This window comes from Mucilaginibacter sp. McL0603 (assembly GCF_049992945.1).
In the GTDB taxonomy this organism is placed as follows: Bacteria; Bacteroidota; Bacteroidia; order Sphingobacteriales; family Sphingobacteriaceae; genus Mucilaginibacter.
This window is the reverse complement of record NZ_CP188251.1, coordinates 157,224-175,750: the sequence shown is the minus strand read 5'-3', so window position 1 is coordinate 175,750 and position 18,527 is coordinate 157,224. Positions and strand designations below refer to the sequence as shown.

Annotated in this window: 17 protein-coding genes; 8 read left to right on the top strand and 9 right to left on the bottom strand. The window is 38.4% G+C overall.

From position 1 onward, the window contains the following. Nucleotides 1-69: 69 nt before the first annotated feature. Entirely contained in the window at nt 70-1,266 is a 1,197-nt protein-coding gene (locus ACPPVU_RS00850) for an aminotransferase class V-fold PLP-dependent enzyme (RefSeq protein ID WP_426669794.1), read from the top strand. 81 nt (nt 1,267-1,347) lie between these two features. Further along, nucleotides 1,348-1,842: a hypothetical protein gene (locus ACPPVU_RS00845; RefSeq protein WP_426669793.1), complete on the top strand. Its 495-nt coding sequence runs from the start codon at nt 1,348-1,350 to the stop codon at nt 1,840-1,842. A 110-nt stretch (nt 1,843-1,952) separates the two neighbouring features. Here ACPPVU_RS00845 and ACPPVU_RS00840 read toward each other — a convergent pair whose 3' ends face one another. Next, entirely contained in the window at nt 1,953-2,192 is a 240-nt protein-coding gene (locus ACPPVU_RS00840; RefSeq protein WP_426669792.1) for a hypothetical protein, read from the bottom strand. Between the two features lie 215 nt (nt 2,193-2,407). Between ACPPVU_RS00840 and ACPPVU_RS00835 the strand changes: the two genes are divergently transcribed. Both ACPPVU_RS00835 and ACPPVU_RS00830 read left to right on the top strand, forming a co-directional pair. Continuing rightward, nucleotides 2,408-3,220 carry a class I SAM-dependent methyltransferase gene (locus ACPPVU_RS00835; protein WP_426669791.1) on the top strand — a complete coding sequence of 271 codons (813 nt, stop codon included), beginning with the start codon at nt 2,408-2,410 and terminating at the stop codon, nt 3,218-3,220. Between the two features lie 210 nt (nt 3,221-3,430). After that, the gene (locus ACPPVU_RS00830; protein ID WP_426669790.1) at nt 3,431-5,188 is read left to right on the top strand and encodes an ATP-binding protein; all 1,758 of its coding nucleotides are present in this window, start codon (nt 3,431-3,433) and stop codon (nt 5,186-5,188) included. A 1-nt stretch (nt 5,189) separates the two neighbouring features. Here ACPPVU_RS00830 and ACPPVU_RS00825 read toward each other — a convergent pair whose 3' ends face one another. The 3 genes from ACPPVU_RS00825 to ACPPVU_RS00815 are packed head-to-tail and all read right to left on the bottom strand — an operon-like array spanning nt 5,190 to nt 8,546. Continuing rightward, nucleotides 5,190-6,080 (bottom strand): hypothetical protein, encoded by an 891-nt coding sequence (locus ACPPVU_RS00825; RefSeq protein ID WP_426669789.1) that lies wholly within the window; start codon nt 6,078-6,080, stop codon nt 5,190-5,192. A 41-nt stretch (nt 6,081-6,121) separates the two neighbouring features. Then, complete coding sequence (locus ACPPVU_RS00820) at nt 6,122-7,156, bottom strand: hypothetical protein (protein ID WP_426669788.1); 1,035 nt, start codon at nt 7,154-7,156, stop codon at nt 6,122-6,124. 40 nt (nt 7,157-7,196) lie between these two features. After that, nucleotides 7,197-8,546 carry a zinc dependent phospholipase C family protein gene (locus tag ACPPVU_RS00815; protein WP_426669787.1) on the bottom strand — a complete coding sequence of 450 codons (1,350 nt, stop codon included), beginning with the start codon at nt 8,544-8,546 and terminating at the stop codon, nt 7,197-7,199. A gap of 90 nt (nt 8,547-8,636) precedes the next feature. Between ACPPVU_RS00815 and pulA the strand changes: the two genes are divergently transcribed. The 3 genes from pulA to ACPPVU_RS00800 all read left to right on the top strand — a co-directional run bounded on the left by pulA (nt 8,637) and on the right by ACPPVU_RS00800 (nt 13,139). Next, nucleotides 8,637-10,631 carry a type I pullulanase gene (gene pulA, locus ACPPVU_RS00810; protein ID WP_426669786.1) on the top strand — a complete coding sequence of 665 codons (1,995 nt, stop codon included), beginning with the start codon at nt 8,637-8,639 and terminating at the stop codon, nt 10,629-10,631. 100 nt (nt 10,632-10,731) lie between these two features. Next, nucleotides 10,732-11,745, top strand: coding sequence for a LacI family DNA-binding transcriptional regulator (locus ACPPVU_RS00805; RefSeq protein WP_426669785.1), 1,014 nt, complete (start codon nt 10,732-10,734; stop codon nt 11,743-11,745). A 464-nt stretch (nt 11,746-12,209) separates the two neighbouring features. Further along, nucleotides 12,210-13,139, top strand: a complete 930-nt coding sequence (locus ACPPVU_RS00800; protein WP_426669784.1) for a hypothetical protein — start codon at nt 12,210-12,212, stop codon at nt 13,137-13,139. Between the two features lie 42 nt (nt 13,140-13,181). On the opposite strand, the gene ACPPVU_RS00795 is transcribed toward ACPPVU_RS00800, so the two are convergent. The 5 genes from ACPPVU_RS00795 to ACPPVU_RS00775 form a co-directional block, all read right to left on the bottom strand. Continuing rightward, nucleotides 13,182-13,418, bottom strand: a complete 237-nt coding sequence (locus tag ACPPVU_RS00795) for a hypothetical protein (protein WP_426669783.1) — start codon at nt 13,416-13,418, stop codon at nt 13,182-13,184. Further along, nucleotides 13,411-13,650: an RrF2 family transcriptional regulator gene (locus tag ACPPVU_RS00790; RefSeq protein WP_426669782.1), complete on the bottom strand. Its 240-nt coding sequence runs from the start codon at nt 13,648-13,650 to the stop codon at nt 13,411-13,413. Before ACPPVU_RS00790 ends, ACPPVU_RS00795 begins: the two co-directional genes overlap by 8 nt. 15 nt (nt 13,651-13,665) lie before the next feature. After that, complete coding sequence (locus ACPPVU_RS00785) at nt 13,666-14,154, bottom strand: hypothetical protein (protein ID WP_426669781.1); 489 nt, start codon at nt 14,152-14,154, stop codon at nt 13,666-13,668. A gap of 202 nt (nt 14,155-14,356) precedes the next feature. Next, the gene (locus ACPPVU_RS00780) at nt 14,357-14,986 is read right to left on the bottom strand and encodes an NAD(P)H-dependent oxidoreductase (protein WP_426669780.1); all 630 of its coding nucleotides are present in this window, start codon (nt 14,984-14,986) and stop codon (nt 14,357-14,359) included. A 64-nt stretch (nt 14,987-15,050) separates the two neighbouring features. Next, nucleotides 15,051-17,225 (bottom strand): transglycosylase domain-containing protein, encoded by a 2,175-nt coding sequence (locus ACPPVU_RS00775; RefSeq protein WP_426669779.1) that lies wholly within the window; start codon nt 17,223-17,225, stop codon nt 15,051-15,053. A gap of 200 nt (nt 17,226-17,425) precedes the next feature. Between ACPPVU_RS00775 and ACPPVU_RS00770 the strand changes: the two genes are divergently transcribed. After that, on the top strand, nt 17,426-18,511 hold the full coding sequence (locus tag ACPPVU_RS00770) for an Mrp/NBP35 family ATP-binding protein (protein ID WP_426669778.1): 1,086 nt from the start codon (nt 17,426-17,428) through the stop codon (nt 18,509-18,511). Nucleotides 18,512-18,527 lie beyond the last annotated feature (16 nt).

Here is an 18,527-nt window from a genome sequence, read left to right as displayed (position 1 = left end):
AAAACTGAATCTGTTTTGTTATTTGCAAACGCTTTTAATTTGTAATAGATAATATCAAGTAGATCCACAATGAAAACAATCACATTAAGCGAACAAGAAATACAACAAATACGAAACGAAACCAAAGGAACTTCCATTGTCAAGCACTTTAATAACGCCGGTGCTGCGTTGCCCCCGGATGTGGTGGTTGAAACGGTTGTTAATTATTTAAAGGAGGAAGCCGTTTATGGCGGATATGAAACTGAATATAAATACAGGGAAGAATTGGAAAATACCTATGCCCTCATTGCTAAACTGATCAATGCGGATAAGGATGAGGTAGCTATTGTAGAAAACGCAAGCACTGCCTGGGGACTGGCATTTAATGGAATTGCTTTTGAGAAAGGGGATGTAATTATCACTTCTGAAATGGAGTATGTAACTAACGTAATGGGATTTCTGAATGCTAAAAAATCCTATGGTATAGAAATTAAGGTAATACCGAATGATGAGCAAGGCAACTTCTCATTATCTGTATTGGAAAACGCTATTTCGCCTCAAACCAAATTGATCGCCATCACACATATTCCTTCGACTTCCGGCAGTATGATACCCGTTATTGAAATAGGAAAAATAGCACGTAAGCACGGTATCTTATACCTGTTGGATGCCTGCCAGAGTGCGGGTCAGGTGCCGATAGACGTAAAGGAGATCGATTGTGATATACTGGCAGTAACCGGACGAAAATACCTGCGTGCGCCAAGAGGGACAGGTTTTCTGTATGTAAGAAAAGAAGTGCAGCACAAACTGAAATTGATATTAATGGATAGCCATACAGCAGAGTGGGTTAGCGAAAACGATTTCAAAATAAGGGACGATGCGCGGCGATTTGAAGTTTATGAAAAGAACCGCGCGCTTACGCTTGGTTTAGGGAAAGCTATTGAATACGCACTAAATATCGGAGTAGACAGGATGTGGCAACGCATACAAAACTTAGCTGATACCATGCGTAAACAACTTAAAGACATAGACGGAGTAACTGTTCATGATCAGGGTGATCAGAAATGTGGTATTGTAACCTTTTCTATAAATGGGATAGATAGTGTATTAGTAAAAAGTGAGTTAGCGGCAAAGCAAATTAATGTATCTATTGGCAAGGCCATATCAACGCTTTTCTACATGAATAAAAATCATCTTAGTAGTGTTGTAAGGGCATCCATACATTATTATAATACAGAGGAAGAGATAAAAGCGATGTGTGATGTATTGATAACAATAATAAGGTAGATCGTGATATAGTGCACTGTTTAATTTTGTTTTAAAGAGAAAAGAATTCAATTATATTTGAGAACCAATACACTAAATCAAATGAACCTGCACACAAACCTGATGAAAATTGTAACTCCATTTATTGTAGCCGCTGCATTATTAACCTCATGTGGAAACAACGCAACAACCAAAACAGAAACAAAAGAAGACAAACCGCCGATCGAAGGAACATGGCAACTTATTTCGGGAACGCTGACCGAGAAGAAAAATACTGTGGTAACGGATTATACAAAAGATCAAAAAGCGATAAAGATCATTAATGGCGACCATTTTTGTTTCTTGATACACGATTTGACCAAAGGAAAAGGCGCAAAACCGAATTTTAGTTCAGGTGGCGGCAAGTATACTTTGGTAGGAGATAAGTACACTGAGTACCTGGAGTTCTGTAATGACCGTCAATGGGAAAACAATAAATTCGATTTTACCATCACCATAAAAAATGACACCCTGACTCAACAAGGCATCGAAAAAATTGACAGCCTGGGTGTAAACCGTATTAATATCGAAAAATACGTTAGGGTAAAATCTAATTAGCATCGTGTCAATTATGAATTGACGTTTAGCCCTGAGTCGAAAGTCTGGAGTTAAAAGCACAAAATTGACTTGAGACTTACGACTAAAGACTATTGACTTGACACTAGTATTTAAATAGAATCAACTTTGCTGCAATGATCTTCTATTTGCTCACCAATGAGGGTAATAGGAAGGTCTGCAGATCCTGATCTTCTTGTTAGTTCTATCCAATAACCATAAAAATCCCTGGAGATAAGGTAGGTTCCATGCGGACTGTTGAGTTTATAAATATTTTCATCTGACATGGAACGCTCTACCTGGTAAGAGGTGCCATCATAATCGATCACAAATTTTCTCGGGGCGGTATTCATAGTTAAATCAATAGTATATATATCACGATATACGAAGATGAGAAAAATTTGTATTTTTGAGAAATAAGAAAAATTTTAATTCAAAAGTTAATAACAGACAATATGAATAGCCTGCTTTAGGGCTGCTTTTTCATATTGCAAGTTAAGTAAATATTGTTTTTCAACCAGCTCAGAATAAATAAAATTCAGCTAATTTTATTCTCAGCAATTATCCTATGGAAAAGAAAGAAGCTTTCAAATTTACCGGCGAAGACGCTGAAAACTACGATTTTTACCTTGGCCCTATTCTGTTTGAACCTTATGCCAGGTATTTGTCATCTAAAATTGATACAGCCAATGTAAAGTCAGTATTGGAGATAGCTTGCGGAACTGGTAGAGTAACACGGCATATACGCAAAACTCTTCCTGCAGATATAAAGTTTACGGCAACGGATATAAGCAATGATATGCTGAATGTTGCCAAACGCGAACTGGACAATAAACAGATAGATTTTCAGACTGAAGATGCTCAAAATCTTTCATTTCCTGATAATTCATTTGACCTGGTGATCTGCCAATTTGGGATGATGTTTTTACCGGATAAAAAGAAAGGCTTTGAGGAAATATACAGAGTATTAACACCTGGTGGCAAATTTATGTTCTTTACCTGGGACAATACGCTGAGTATGCCTTTATTTAGGCTATTGGTAAATGATCTTGTAGTGCCTCATTTTGAAGATGAAGATACCACCCGCTTTTTTGTGCCATTTTCCCTTCATCAACCTAAAGTGCTTACGGATTGGATGAAAAGTGCAGGGTTTAAAAACATCGAAACAAATAACGTGGTTTTGAAGTCAGGCTCGCCATCGGCAAAAAATATAGCTGATGGGTTATTTCGTAAACATCCGCTCGGCAGGGAAATTTCAGCCAAAAATCCGGCTGCATTCGAACCGGTTGCTATGAAATTTGAACGGGAAATCGAAATAAAATCCGGCGCTAAGAACCCTGTGATTGATTTATCCGCTTTTTTAACTTCAGGTATAAAATAGATATTGGCCGCCCTGCTCTATTTATGCAAATTACCTATGGATATGAAAATCGCATTTTAGGCGTATATTTGCCGTATTGGGACATTATTGCATTATATTATATTTTTTATCTCACAAACTGAACGAATATCTGTTAAGTTACGTTTAATAGGAATGCTTTCAATAATATTAACGTAAAGTGAAAATGGTAGTTAGCCCCAATTACCAATAATGAAGGAAATCACAGAGAAATATCACAGGCTAAAGCAAAAGGACGACTGGTATCTTAATGCGCATTTTGATATAAAAGATGTTCAAAAAAGAACCTATCAGCTTGGGCTTGCTATGTTGTTTACCGGCATCTGTCTTTCCATTTACACCTCTTATATAGGCTTATACGTATCATCCTTTGTAAGCGCTTGTTTTTGCTTCGCTATATTAATGGTGATACTCTTAAAATATCATGGCGATATTGAGAACCTTACTATATTTATTGTAGGCATTGTTTGTGCGATGCTCATCTCTACAGCGGCGATAGAAGGATTACGATCGAGCCAGTATTTATATTTTTTTCCGCTAATGGTCTCGGTGCCGATCATTGTCGATCTTAAACACACACAGTATAAAGAATCTTTCATTTATATCGGGATGATCATTATTTCATTTCTTGCCAGTATCATTATTGGCCGAAATGTACATCCTCTGGAAGATTTCACGCCAACCCAGATAGGAAGGCTCTCATTTGTAAATAATGTTATAGCTATTTCATCAACCATAGTATTTGCGGTAGCCTATATTTTCTTTGAGAAAAAATACATTAATGAGTTGATGGAAAGAAGCAAAAAGGTGATCGACTCACGAACTAAGTTCCTGGCTACTATGGGTCACGAGTTGCGTACACCCTTAAACGGGATCATTGGTGTGGTTAACTTATTGAAAGAACAAAACCGTGATGCCCAACAGGAAGAATATTTCCAGATATTGAAATATTGCTCAGACCATATGCTGCAGCAGGTAAATAATATCCTTGATTTTAATAAGATTGAAGCTGATAAACTGGATATACATCCCGTTGCATTGGATTTAAAACAATTTTTGCTGAATGTAGGTAAACCCTTTACTACGCTTTTTGATGAGAAGGGATTGGAACTGAGGATCAATATCGACCCAAAACTGGATATGCAGGTAATGGCCGATGATGTGCGGTTGATACAGATATTTAATAACCTGCTGTCAAACGCCCTGAAATTTACAGATGAGGGATATGTGAAATTGGATGTGTCATGCCGGAAAAAACATAAAAATTCTGTAGAAGTGGATTTTAGTATTCAAGACACAGGTATAGGGATAGCGGAAAATGATCAAAAGAAAATATTTGAGAGTTTTTGGCAAGTGTATGACGAGGATACCAAAAAATTTGTAGGTACCGGCCTGGGCCTTACCATTTGTGTGCGCCTATTAAAACTAATGGGCAGTAGCCTTATACTGGAAAGTGAAAAAGGTAAAGGAAGTAAGTTTAGTTTCAAACTTAACATGGATTACCCGGTAGTTTTGCAACAAACAGCTACTACACCTGCTAAAGCTTTAACGGATGATAACCTGTCAGGAATAAAGATATTATTAGTTGAGGACAACCAGATCAATATGATGGTGGCCAAAAAAGTACTGACAGGCTTCAAAGCCGAGGTTACATCTGCCTATGATGGCAAAGAAGCACTTGATAAGCTGGAAGCCAACCCCAATTTCGATATAATTTTAATGGATCTGGAGATGCCGGTGATGAATGGTTATACCGCAATTCTCGAAGTTAAAAAACTATATCCCGATATTCCGGTGATTGCCTTTACCGCCTCGCTGGTTGACCAAAAAATGCTGTCAGATCTGATAGAAAGTGGTTTTGTGGATTGTATACTCAAACCATTCCAACCCCTTCATCTTTTATCAAATATTAAAAAATATCTTTCCAGGCCATTAAAGGCGGTAGTTTAACTTACTTTAAACTTCGCAAAAAGGGGTTGTTCTCCAGAAACAACCTGAAATTATCTGGTTTGTTAATGATATCATTATGCTCTCTCGCGCTGTGGATATAGATCAGCCTGTTACTGTTTAACAATTGTGGAGTCACATTTACTTCTTCAGTTTCAAGATAAGGAATTTGGTCTTGTGCTAACAATTTAAGCATCGTGTGGCTTTCACCATCCGTGCCACCGTGATCGGTATATAGATCAATGAAGCGGTGACTTTGATCAGTCTTTATCCAATCCATAAATATTTCGGTTTCGGCATAAAGCGCATCAAACAATATTGTTTCGTCAATGGGCATTTGTCCGTTTTTGATAATGCGTGCCATAACCCGATAAGCGCCGCTGTGGCCGGCGAGCATGATATGTCCGGGCACACAATCTGCGGTTATTAAATGCTGGCTTTTTAGCCCGGTCATTACATCGGCAACCAGGGCCTTAAATACACCCGGATTTTCAAGTTTACCCCCATAACTGTCGGGCGAATCTTTTGCGGTTTCTGCTAAAATCAATACAGCATTTCGTTTTGAAGCAATAAATTGTTTGGTAAGATCATAATAAGAGGCAGCATTATCCACACTGTTGTGCCAGCCGTGAAACCAGAAAATCAGGTCGACCTTTTCTTTTACATCTAAATTTTTAGGTGCAATAATGAGCACTGTACTATCATGGTAATGTTCGGCAGCTGTATACAAAACCTTATCATAAGTATGGCCATTTACCCGGCCGGTATCCGGGAAGGAGGTATGTGATGATTGGATGTGAAAGATAACTGCACCACTTACATCCTGTGCATAAGTGCCTTTATAGGCGGTTAACGATAACACTATTAGCACAAGGCGGGGAAAAAGTAGTTTCATAGTCAGATCATCAAAAGCTTAAAGATAGAAATAGCAGGGTTTTAATGGGAGGAATTTTTACTTAATCTTCCATAGTAATCTGCTAAGCGATAAAATGCCTCTTTGGGTATCCAGGGTAATTCTTTATAAGCTGATTCATCAACCGGTTTTACAATCCCATAGCTAGCCATATCTAAATCCAGTTTAGGATCATTGTTATATTTATACAAGGGATTAATAAAAGTAAATACAAAAGCGGCATATACTTTTTCCTGTGTTAAAATATCCAGCAAGTCGGTAATGTAGTTGGCTTGTATGGTTTCGTCTCTCAGATAGTGGCTTTTTATTACACGCAGGCCATTTACTACTGTGGTAATTGCCCATCCGGTTGGTCCTTTATCTTCGGCGCCTTTGTAAGCACAGCAGCCAAACTCTAATACGGCAACCGGTTTGTTAAATTTATAATATCCTGCTAATTGTTTAGTATAAAACGATTTATTATAGGAGGCACGGTAATGATCGATACCCACAATATCAAATAAACTCCAGTCTACTTTTTCCCACGTACCGGAGGCATAAGTTAGTTTACCTTTAAAATGCGCTTTAATTTTTTCTGTAGCATCTTTTAAAAACTGCTTCAGCTTTTTGTGCATATTATTTTTTAGCCCGATCATATTTAAAATGATCGCTAACGGACTGAACATCTTTTCGAACCTGTCATATATCGTCTCGCCCTTAACAAACCCTTTCAAAAAAAGCGAATACTCGCAGCCCACTATAAAAATTATGTCATCGTATTTTTCCCTGAGCCTCTCAGCAGCAATAGCACAATCAATTAGATAGTCAATAGCTTCCTGTTTGGTCGCATCCGGATAAGCCGGTGAAAACCAAACTTGCATACCTTGCTCTAACGCAAATTCCGAAGCTTTTGACAGGCGTTGTATATCATATCCTGAAATCCTGACGGCATTACACTTCAGCTCATTATTAATTATTTCTATTTCTTTTCTAATGATAAATTCATCAAAATCAGGCCTGCTTAATTCATCTTTTCTAAAAGGTGTGCCGATATCATAATTTATTCCGCGTAAAAGCATACAGACAGTTTTATATCAAGAGTAATGCCAGTATATAATATCAGGACTTGTGTTTAGGTATTTGATTTGCATGAATATTTGTGAGGCTATCCATTGTATATTTTAAACTATCTACAGAAATAGGGTTGGTAACTCGCATTTGTTGTAATGCGATATAGGTTTTTTGCCAATCTATTTTATCCTTTTTATGTGCGTTAGATTTTGTAGTTGTGTCAGCCTTGCTGTAAAAATTGAGTATATTGTCTTTCAACGGAAGTGTCAGTGTTTTAAATTTTTCGTCCTGCAGTTTAATAACCAGTAAACTGTAAGTCTGATCAACCAGGCCGTATTCGCCCGGTGCGGTTATTTTACCAGTGTCGAAATCAATATTAGTTAATTCTATATGATCTGTTTGCTGGAGTGTATTTAATGCAATAGTGTAGTGAAATGTGGTTGTATCAAAACTTTTAATAAACAACTTTTCTCCTTCGGGTCCAGGGTCTTTGAATTTTAACGACTTTAAAGGACCGACCTTTGGCAGAATTTCTATTATGAACGCAAATACTCTTTCTTTAAATTTCGGTTTTTCACGCTCCTTACCAAATTCTTTATAGTATTCTTTTCTATTGATCCTGTAATGAAACTTTTTACTGGTAAGTGTTGGATTGGTTTTAAGAATATCGTTCTTTTTTATTGCCCATGCAGTACGTGTAAGCCCTGGCAATAAACTTTTAATTGACCACCTGAAAGTGGATATAGTTAACGATAAATCACCAAATACCTCATTAATATCCTCCCCGTAAGTTTTCAAAAATGCTCTTTCCAGCACTGGTCGGGCAACATTAAAACCAATAAAATCATGATAGGATTGTGGTAAATAATTGCCCCTTGCTGTTTGCAAAACGTCAAAAGCAAACTCCATCCGTTTATGTGAAGTATTATCCTCGTCATAAGTTACGACGTTCCCAAATTTTTTCCTGATTTCGGGATAAATAACAGGCACTGCTACATTCGTTCCTAATGAATGGCCATATTGATCAGTTACATAATGTGAAAGCGCACCCAATGAAAAAGCGTATTCATTTAAATTCTGAGACTGGTTAATCAGATTTTCAACAAAATCACCGCTACGTACATAATGCAGTAAATTTGTAAAATACGGATTACCAAAAGGAAAATAACCCATATCGGCAATCAGAGATCCTCCATAAGCGTAGGAGCGCGCTACCCGAATATCTGAATCGGCAGCTAAGGGATATTTTTGTTTAAGTAGTGGCAGTATAGATTTTTGCCAGCAGGCGTCAACAACAGCAAGGTGCGCAAAAACAGAATAGGCTTTTGTTGACGATGGACTCAAAACAAATAAAATGAATAAGATGGGTAAGAATTTATTAGTTAGGAGTTTCTTCACTGAATTAATTGTATTAGGTATGTAGCTTAAGAAAAAAAACCATAAAATTGTTTCAAACTGAAAAACATTACACACAAAGGATTTATTAAAATGAAATATCTAAAAACTATTTTAGCGTTAACTATTTTATCTATCGTACTACTTTCATTTAAATCTATCAAAACAACCTATTCATTTGATGATTACCCGGTTTATAACGGGAATGATCTGGGGGTTACATACTCACCATCAAAAACACTATTTAAAATTTGGGCGCCCACAGCCAGTGCGGTAAAACTGAGACTATACGCAGCTGGAGAGGGTGGTGTTCCTACCCAAACCATTCAACTAAATAAGGGCGATCAGGCTGTTTGGGAACTAACGCTTAAGCAAGATCTCAAAAATCAATATTACACTTTACAGGCTAATATTAATGGCCGGTGGTTGCAGGAGCGGCCGGATATTTATGCCAGAGCAGTTGGTGTAAACGGCAAGCGTGGGATGGTGGTGGATTTACCATCAACCAATCCAAAAAATTGGAATAATGATAAAAAGCCCGCTTTAAAAAATTTCACGGATATCCTCATTTATGAATTGCATATCCGTGATCTATCCATCAGTCCAAACTCTGGTGTACAGCATAAGGGTCAATTTTTAGGGTTGACAGAAACTGGCACAAAAAGCCCGGATGGCGAATCAACCGGGCTGGATCATATTAAATCGCTTGGGGTAACACATGTTCACTTGCTGCCTTCGTTTGATTTTAACTCGATCGATGAGACTAAGCCAAGCGAAAAATATAACTGGGGTTATGATCCTTTAAACTACAATGTTCCGGAAGGCAATTATGCCACTGATCCATACAATGGTAATGTGCGCATACATGAGTTTAAGCAAATGGTACAGGCCCTGCATGCGAATGGTTTACGTGTGATACTGGATGTGGTGTATAATCATACCAGCGATACCTCATCGAACTTTAACCAGTTTGCGCCGGGCTATTTTTACAGGCATACGGCAAAAGGAGCCTATTCAAATGCAACCGGTTGTGGTAATGAAACCGCGTCTGAAAGTGCCATGATGCGGAAATACATGATCGAATCGGTGGTTTACTGGGCCAAAGAATACCACCTGGATGGTTTTAGATTTGATCTGATGGGAGTGCATGATATAGAAACCATGAACGATATCAGTGCGGCTTTGCATAAAATAGATCCCACTATTTTTATTTATGGCGAAGGATGGGCAGCAGGAAATAGCCCTTTTGCCGAAGATATGCGTGCAGTGAAAAAGAATGCCAGTAAACTGGATAAAATAGCTGTGTTTAATGATGATATGCGTGATGGTATAAAAGGCGGATGGAGCGATGTAAAGTCAAAAGGCTTTGTGAGCGGGGCTGTAGGGAATGCTGAAAGTGTAAAATTTGGTATTGTAGGATCTACACAGCATGCGCAGATCGACTATACCAAAGTAAACTACTCCAAAGCGCCATGGGCGGCAGAACCTTATCAAACCATTAATTATGTGTCGTGTCATGATGATAATACATTGTTCGACAGGCTTAAGATATCTAATCCGGATGCTTCTGAGGCCGACCTGATAAAAATGGATAAGCTGAGTAATGCGATAGTGCTTACTTCGCAGGGCGTGCCTTTTTTACATGCAGGAGCCGAAATGCTCCGCACTAAGCAAGGCGTTGCTAATTCATATAGCAGTCCTGATTCTATTAACCAGATCGACTGGAGCCGGAAAACAAAATATAAAGCGGTAGTTGATTATTATAAAGGATTCATCGAATTAAGAAAAAACCATCCCGCGTTCAGGATGCCATCGACCCAAATGATTCAATCTCATTTGAACTTTTTAGATATAAAAGACCCGAATATAATTGCTTACCAGATAAGCGGCAACGCTAACGGCGATAGCTGGAAAAATATCCTGGTTGTTTTTAATGGGAATACCTCAGATAAGAAGATCAGCATACCCCCGGGAAACTGGACATTGGCGGCAGATGGAAATACAATTAACGAAAATGGAATAAAGCTGGTAAGTGCAGTTGAAACGACTATTCCGGCCACAACCACTTATATATTATATGAAAAATGATATTTAAATATTGTCAATAATACAATTGATATTAAATTACTTATGGCACGTGTAATGAAATTGTTACATTTGAATACGCTAATTATTTACCTGATCATTAATGGATAATATTAATCTTAAAATACTGGCTAAGAAGCTTAAGGTGTCTACCTCTACGGTTTCAAGGGCATTTAACGGAAGCTCCGATATTAATAAAGACACCAGGGAAAGAATATTGGCATATGCCAAAGAGCACAATTTTTTGCCTAATCATTATGCCAGTAATTTAAGAGATAAAAAGAGCAAGACAATTGCAGTAATAGTCCCTGAGATAGTTAACGAATTTTTTGCCCAGGCTATTAATGGGATAGAGGAGGTAGCGCGTAAAAAAGGATTTTATATTCTGCTTTACCGTACTGATGATATTTTTGAAAAAGAAGTATCCTTTGTAAATTACCTGAACAACGGGAAAGCTGATGGCATCATCATGTCGGTATCAGGTGAGGCGAATGATCACAATTATTTAAGAAAATTAGGTCAAAAGAATGTACCCGTTGTGTTTTTTGACCGTGTATATGAGGATATTGATGTATCAAAAGTTACTACTAATGACTATGAGAGCAGCTTTGGCGCAACAGAACACTTGATAGAACAGGGTTGCAAAAGGATAGCCTACCTGGTGGTTAATAAAAGTATATCCATCGGTAAAGTGCGTGGACAGGGTTATGTCGACGCGCTGGCGAAACATGGGATGCCTTTTAACGATGAATTGGTGATCGATTGCAGCCAGGAGGAAAAAATAAATTATTCCATCATCAAAAATGTGCTCGAAGAAATTAAGCCAGATGGCATATTCAGTTCGGTAGAGCGTTTGGCTATTGCAACCTATTATGTCTGCAATGATTTGAATATTTCCATCCCAAAGGATTTAAAAGTAATCAGTTTTTCGAGCCTGGCTATTGCACCGTTGTTATGCCCTGCACTATCAACAATTACACAACCCGCCTACGAAATGGGCATAAAGGCTGCTACGCTTTTATTTGATGAACTGGAGAATAAGAATCATCATACGGTTAAAAAAAACCATGTGTTAGACGCGAAACTCTTTATTCGTAAATCCTCGTCTGCTATTTAATAATACCGGGTTCCAGTCTATAAAGAGACAATTGGCCTTACCATAAATAAAGGCAATTTACGAAGCTTTGCTGGTCATCGCCGTCCTGCTCATTTGGATAATCTGGCGTGCGATCAGTCATCATCACTAACCGCGGGTTGATTCATTAAGCAACTATAAACCGTCCTGTCGAATACCTGGCTAAGCAGTTCTTACATTCTGAGAAACGCGTTTACACAATATTTCCCTGGCAAACCATTTGGTTCGCTTGTATCGGATCGCTTGTCGCCAAAGGAAAGTCTAATCCGGCAAAGGGCTTTGCCAGATGTCTCAATTCATTGGCTTTCCAAAGTTTATAACATGTTTGTTACATAAAAAATATAAATATTCTAAACTTTGGTATTTATATACTATTTTAGTATATAAACAACCTGACCGTTTAAACAACTTTACACAATTGCGCTTCCAGTAAATTATAAACAATCATGTCCGGCACCCATAACGCTATCAGGCATACGCTGCTTCGATGGGAAGCACGCATAAACAAATTTGTGTATTTCGCATATGAAACTGTAATAGCGCTTTTTTCAGGAAAAAAGGTTAACATATTGTTTTCATTAAATAATGAACGCGAAGAAGATATTAAAAAAAGTTTTCGCTTACTAAAGCACACCATCAGCTTTGATGAATTCACCTATGAAAAACTCGAAAACAAAGATCTCGTGGTCCCACTAAGTTTAAATGACATCCGGCGTATCAATCTGCACCCTGAACTAGCTGTTAGAAATCCTATTCCTATTCCCACCAATGAATCGATGGATATATGTGACGACAAATATTTGTTTTACACCACTTTGGCTCAAAAAGGATTTGCAAAAGATATGCCGACGGTGGGGAAAAATCTGAAAATACCTTTCATGGTGAAGAAAAAAATTGCGCACATGGGCAAGGACTGCTATGTAATTGACTCTGAGGAAAATGCAGAAAAACATAAAAATGAGATTAACGACCCGGATTACTTTTGTCAGGAAATTGTACCGGGCCCAAAAGAATACGCAACTCACTTATTATTTAAAAACGGCAGGGTAGTATATGCATTAAATGTAATCTATATTTTTTCGACTCCAACTTATGTGAAAGGGAGAGACAAATTTGTTTGCAATAAATTAGGAAGATGCCCTCACAAGGAACTTTTCGCAAGCATGCTGGCGGCTGTAGATTTTGAAGGCCTTTGTTGTTTTAATTATAAGGAGATTGACGGAAAACCTTATATATTCGAGATCAACCCAAGATTTGGCGGGAGCCTTGCTATGTTCTTTTTTTCGTTTTTAAAACACCTGGAATTTTCCGGGGAATATGGCAGATCAACCTATAAAGTGCCGGATGCAAAAGATGCCGGGAAGACTATTAATTGAATAAATTGAACATACTTGACCAGCTTTTCCCGGTTATGGTTTTTATACAGGTCCAACCTCAGATGCCTGAAATAATAAGTCCCTTTCCAATGCTCCGTCTTTTTTGATCAGATCGGCGATACTTTTTTCGGTTAAAATTTTCAAACTGGCATCGCGTATGCCAATAAAAGTTTGCTTTATACCACAAGTTGCTTCATCAAGGCATTCATCACATTTATGATAATAGTTCAGGCTTGCACAGGATACCATCGCTATCGGACCGTCTGTAAGCCTAAGCACATGAACCCAGCAGAATCTCCTCTGGCGGTTTGCCCAAAACATAGCCTCCTCCGCTTCTTTTTCTGCTATATAATAAACCGGCATTTCGCAATTCGCCGAGTATGCTTTCAAGATATTTTTTCGGGATATTTTCTCTTTCTGCAATTTCTGCAATATGCATAGGTGAATCAGGCTTATTTTTACCTAAGAGAACAAGTGCTTTAATTGCATATTTAGTTTTTTTTGATAACATGTGATGTGTAGGATATCAACATAAATTAATTGATTCAGAGAGGTATTTTACAGTTTGCTTAATTGAATTTTTTTGGCTAGTCAGTAACCTTAAATGCGGAATAATGGGAATATGATTTCGTAAATAAGTATCGTATTTCTTTATGGCTTCAAGTTCACTTGTGATGACAGCAGGAAAAATATCGACAGCTTCTATGACAATAGCGTTTTCCACATTACTCCATACCGGGTTAACAAAGCCTCTGACAGTGCCCGTTTCATCCACAAAGATTTGATTGTATGAGCCCAGGCTGCTATACAATGTGTACGCATAATTCGTACGTTCATCAGCATAGCGCTTGCAAGTTGCTTTACCTTCACCGCTTTGCGTGATCATAGATAATGCATTATAGTTTTCGTGACAGCTCAGTAATGCGGTGATCAATTCTTCAAGGCACCTTTCTTTTTCCGGGCGACCTGATTTGGGCTGGTCGGGGGTAGAATGTGTATTTGGTGAAGTTTTCATCGTAATATATATTAAATCTGTAGATTTTATAGATATTATTCGAAAGTAAGATTTATGTTGTGAAATTGCAAGCCTGTAACTAAGTTTTCTTAATTAAGAATGGCGATAATTCCGTTTGGACTTAGAATGAAAGAGTAGCTATACGCATACCAACAAAAAAGCCACCGTAAAGGAGGCTTTTTCAGTCAGTTCAATTTCTGAATTATATATGGATAAACATTTCTTCTTCAGGTTTGCGCACTTTAGCAAGTTTGCTGTATCCGTCATCTTCTGAGCGGAAACCTATAGTGGCAATCACGGTGGTAGACAATCCCTTTTCTTTTAATCCCAGGATCTCATCGAATTTAGCAGCGTTGAACCCCTCCATAGGGCAGGCGTCAATACCTAATTCGGCCGCTGAGGTTAACAATACACCCAATGCAATATAAGCTTGTTTGTTTGACCAGTTTAGTTTTTGTTCTTCAGTAAGCTTGCTTACGTTGCTATTGATCATTTGCTCAAAGCCTTCCAGGTTTTCACGACCGATCTGGCGTGTTTTGGCAACATGGTCAATATAGTTTTTCACATAAGCCTCGTCTAGATTAGTTTCTGAAGCTAATATGATTAACTGTGAGGCGTCAGTGATCTGTGATTGTCCGTTAGCTGCCTCGCGCAATTTTTCCCTGGTGGCGTGATCCTCAACAACAATTACCTTGTATGATTGCAAGCCCGCAGATGAGGGTGACAAATGCACCGCTTTCAATAACTCATCCAGTTGAGCAGGGCTCAATTTTTTAGTATGATCGAATTTCTTAGTAGCGTAGCGCCAGTTTAATTTATCTATGAGTGACATAATTTTAAATGTTTATACAAAAATAGATGTTTAAACATTTAATTTGGTCATGTCAGGGTAAACGCTACATCAGCCCTTTGTCACGAAGTTCTTTTTCGCGCTCTTTTTCCTGTTTTTTGAGCGCACGCTTTTCCTGGCGTATTTGTTTTTTGGTTTTGCCTACGGTATCCACCTCTAGTTCTTCGTGCTTTTTGGCCGTGGTATCTTTTTTACCAAATAAACGCTGAAAAAAATTTGGCTTTTTCTCAGGAACGGTGGGCGCTAGTAAAGTCGCGTTATCCTCGTCATCATCATTATTTTGTTTCATCAGGCTATCAGCAACAGCAGCGGGTACAGGTGCGATCTCTTGTCTCAGACTTTCTTTCAACCGAACGGAATAATAACCATACCCAGAGCTGTCGGGCTGGGTCCAGCCCTTGATCGCCATCATTTTACCTATGAGGTTAAAATAGCCCGTCAAGCTTGGCCGCAAACTACCATCAGGCAAAAAGGAATACAGTCCCGTTTTTGGATGTGGAAGAATACTTGCTAAGTATATACTTTCGCCCAGTGTAAGTTCTGAAGGTGATTTACCGAAATAATAATGGGATGCTTCGCCGATGCCATAAATATTACGTCCCCATTCAACAATATTAAAATATACCTCCAGCATCCTGTTTTTCGACATCACATTGTTGTTCTCGATCATCCACACGATCAATATTTCTTCTACTTTACGTGCCAGGGTTTTTTCCCTGCTCAGGAAAGCATTTTTAATAAGCTGCATAGAAATGGTACTTCCGCCGCGCTTGAACTTCTTTTCTTTAAAGTCGGTGGCGATTGATTTCCTGATGGACTCTTCTACAAACCCATGGTTGCTATAAAACGAAGGGTCTTCAGATGTCATTATGGCATTGCGCGCATTGATTGAAATATCCTCCAATGGTGTAAAATACGGATTTTGAGGACCGATGATACGTGCTGGCATCGGTTTGCCTTTCTCATACGGCGTATAAACAAATACCTTATTTAATTTGTCAAGATCGGTTTTGCCATATTTAACAATGTTCAGATTATCTTTTGCCAATGCTGATTCAAACTGTACCTGGTCGGGATTTGAAGAATCTAAAAATACATGCAGGTGATATTTTAACTTGCCTGTTACCTGTATTCCGGTAAATGAATCAAATAAGCCATCAGGGAATGAGTCAAACACATCCTGAGCGTTGAGCCAGTCGGTATTTACCTTAACTGTATAAATTTTTACCGGGTATAGCTGGTACTTTAAATAGGGTTTGATAGCGATCTTTTTAAGATGAACCATAGATGAACTATCCAGCGAAACATAATTTTTGCCAACAAATACGTTAGCATCAATAGACCCGTTAGGCACAACAATATCACTCGACGACAAGCCCGGATGATTTATCAATAAATTACGTACCGACCAGGAGCCATATATTCTAGTAACACCATCACTATTCTCAACCCTTTGGAGCCGGGTGTTAACCGTATCGAAATTAACTTTAAGGTGATATCTTTTTTCAATCATAGGTATCTCTACCTTCTTACCATCAGCATATAAACTTACATCAATGTCTTTGTCTGACGGATGCATTTTACCCGCAAAATGCCAGGTTGCCACGCCGTCGTCCACTTTTATTGTCGAACTCAGTTTTCCGCCCTTTATAATTGCGGTTTGGGCAAGTAATTTTATTCCAGAACTGTCATTTTTAAAAGTGATGAGAAAGTTCTTCAGGTCAAGGTCGTCAGGTATCTTATACAATACCTGTTTAATCAAGTTATTAGCTAGTACCGAAAGATCGGCCCGTTCCTTTTTCTCCGTAGTATCCTTTTTCTTTTTAAACAGGAAATCGAAATTTTTTACGCCTTTGATATCAGTTAGGTTTAGGTGGCCATTGTCTAATACCACGTCGGCCAATTTAATATTTCCGAAAATGAGCGGGATGATCTTTATGCTGATTTCAAATTTCTTTATGCTCAGTAAACTATCGCGCTGATCGGGCACAACCGTAATATCCGAAAGAGAGACTGTACTAAGCCCGGTAAAGCGCGCTGAACCGATGTTTACGTTTAAATTATAATCTTTTTTTGCTTTTTCTTTAGCCCTCGTTATCGCTTTTTGAAGCAGAGCCTCACGTTTGGTATAGGCAATATATCCGCCTATTAAAAACAATATAATCAATGAAATAATAACAATTCCGGCTATGCGGATATATTTGGGATTAAGACGATGCATCAAATAATTTTATCCAAAACTAAACTAAATCTTATGCGTTACAAACGCAGGGAATACGAAAATGTTTCTATGTGGGTTTTGTAAGTTTTATTTTACAAGCCTGAAGGTAAAACCCTTAAGCCTAAGATTCCTACAGCCCTCATTTTATCATTCAAATGACATTATTAACCCCCTGTTTTTATTAAGTTTGTATTCATATTATGACCATCACCAAAGAACAAGTTTTGCAAGCCCTGGGTAATGTTGAGGAACCCGATCTGAAAAAAGACCTGGTTACCCTTAACATGATACAGGATATCAGGATAGAAGGCAATCGTTTAAGTTTTTCAGTTATTTTGACCACTCCGGCATGCCCTTTAAAGGCTATGATCGAAAATGCGTGTCGCAATGCGATCAGCTATTTTATCAGCAAGGATATTGAAGTGAGTATCAATATGACCTCGCATGTTACTACTCAAAAGAATACGGGTGTACCTGGTGTTAAAAATATTATTGCAGTAGCATCAGGTAAGGGTGGTGTAGGTAAATCAACCGTAGCGGTTAACCTGGCGTTGGGTCTTGCACAAGCAGGAGCTAAAGTTGGGCTGATCGACGCAGATATTTATGGTCCGTCATTACCAATGATGTTCGGCTTGGAAGGGGTGAGACCAAAGGCCAGCCAGGTGGATGGCAAAACCCGCATTGAACCGATTGAAAAATACGGAATTAAGTTATTATCCATCGGTTTCTTTACAGATCCTAATCAACCTGTGCCATGGCGTGGGCCAATGGTATCTACCGCTGTAAAACAATTATTTAACGATGCCGATTGGGGCGAATTGGATTATCTTGTAGTTGACCTACCGCCAGGAACAGGCGATATACACATTACCGTAACACAAACTTTCCCTGTTACCGGTGCGGTTATTGTAACCACTCCACAGAATGTAGCACTTTCAGATGCCAAAAAAGGTATTGGTATGTTTTTGATGCCTGCCATTAATGTGCCTTTGCTGGGGATAGTAGAAAATATGTCGTATTTTACTCCTGCTGAACTGCCGGAGAACAAGTATTATATTTTTGGACAGGGTGGAGGTAAAAAACTGGCAGACCAGCTTGAGGTTCCTTTTTTGGGTGAAATACCTTTGTTTAAAAGTATCAGCGACTCGGGCGATGCCGGAAAACCTGTAATACTGGACGAGCAGAACCCTATGAGCAAAGCCTTTATCGACATGGCAAAACGGGTGGCTCAGCAGGTGGCTATTAGCAATGCCAATGCGAACAACAAAAATTTGGTAAATAATTAGTAACTTTACGTTATAA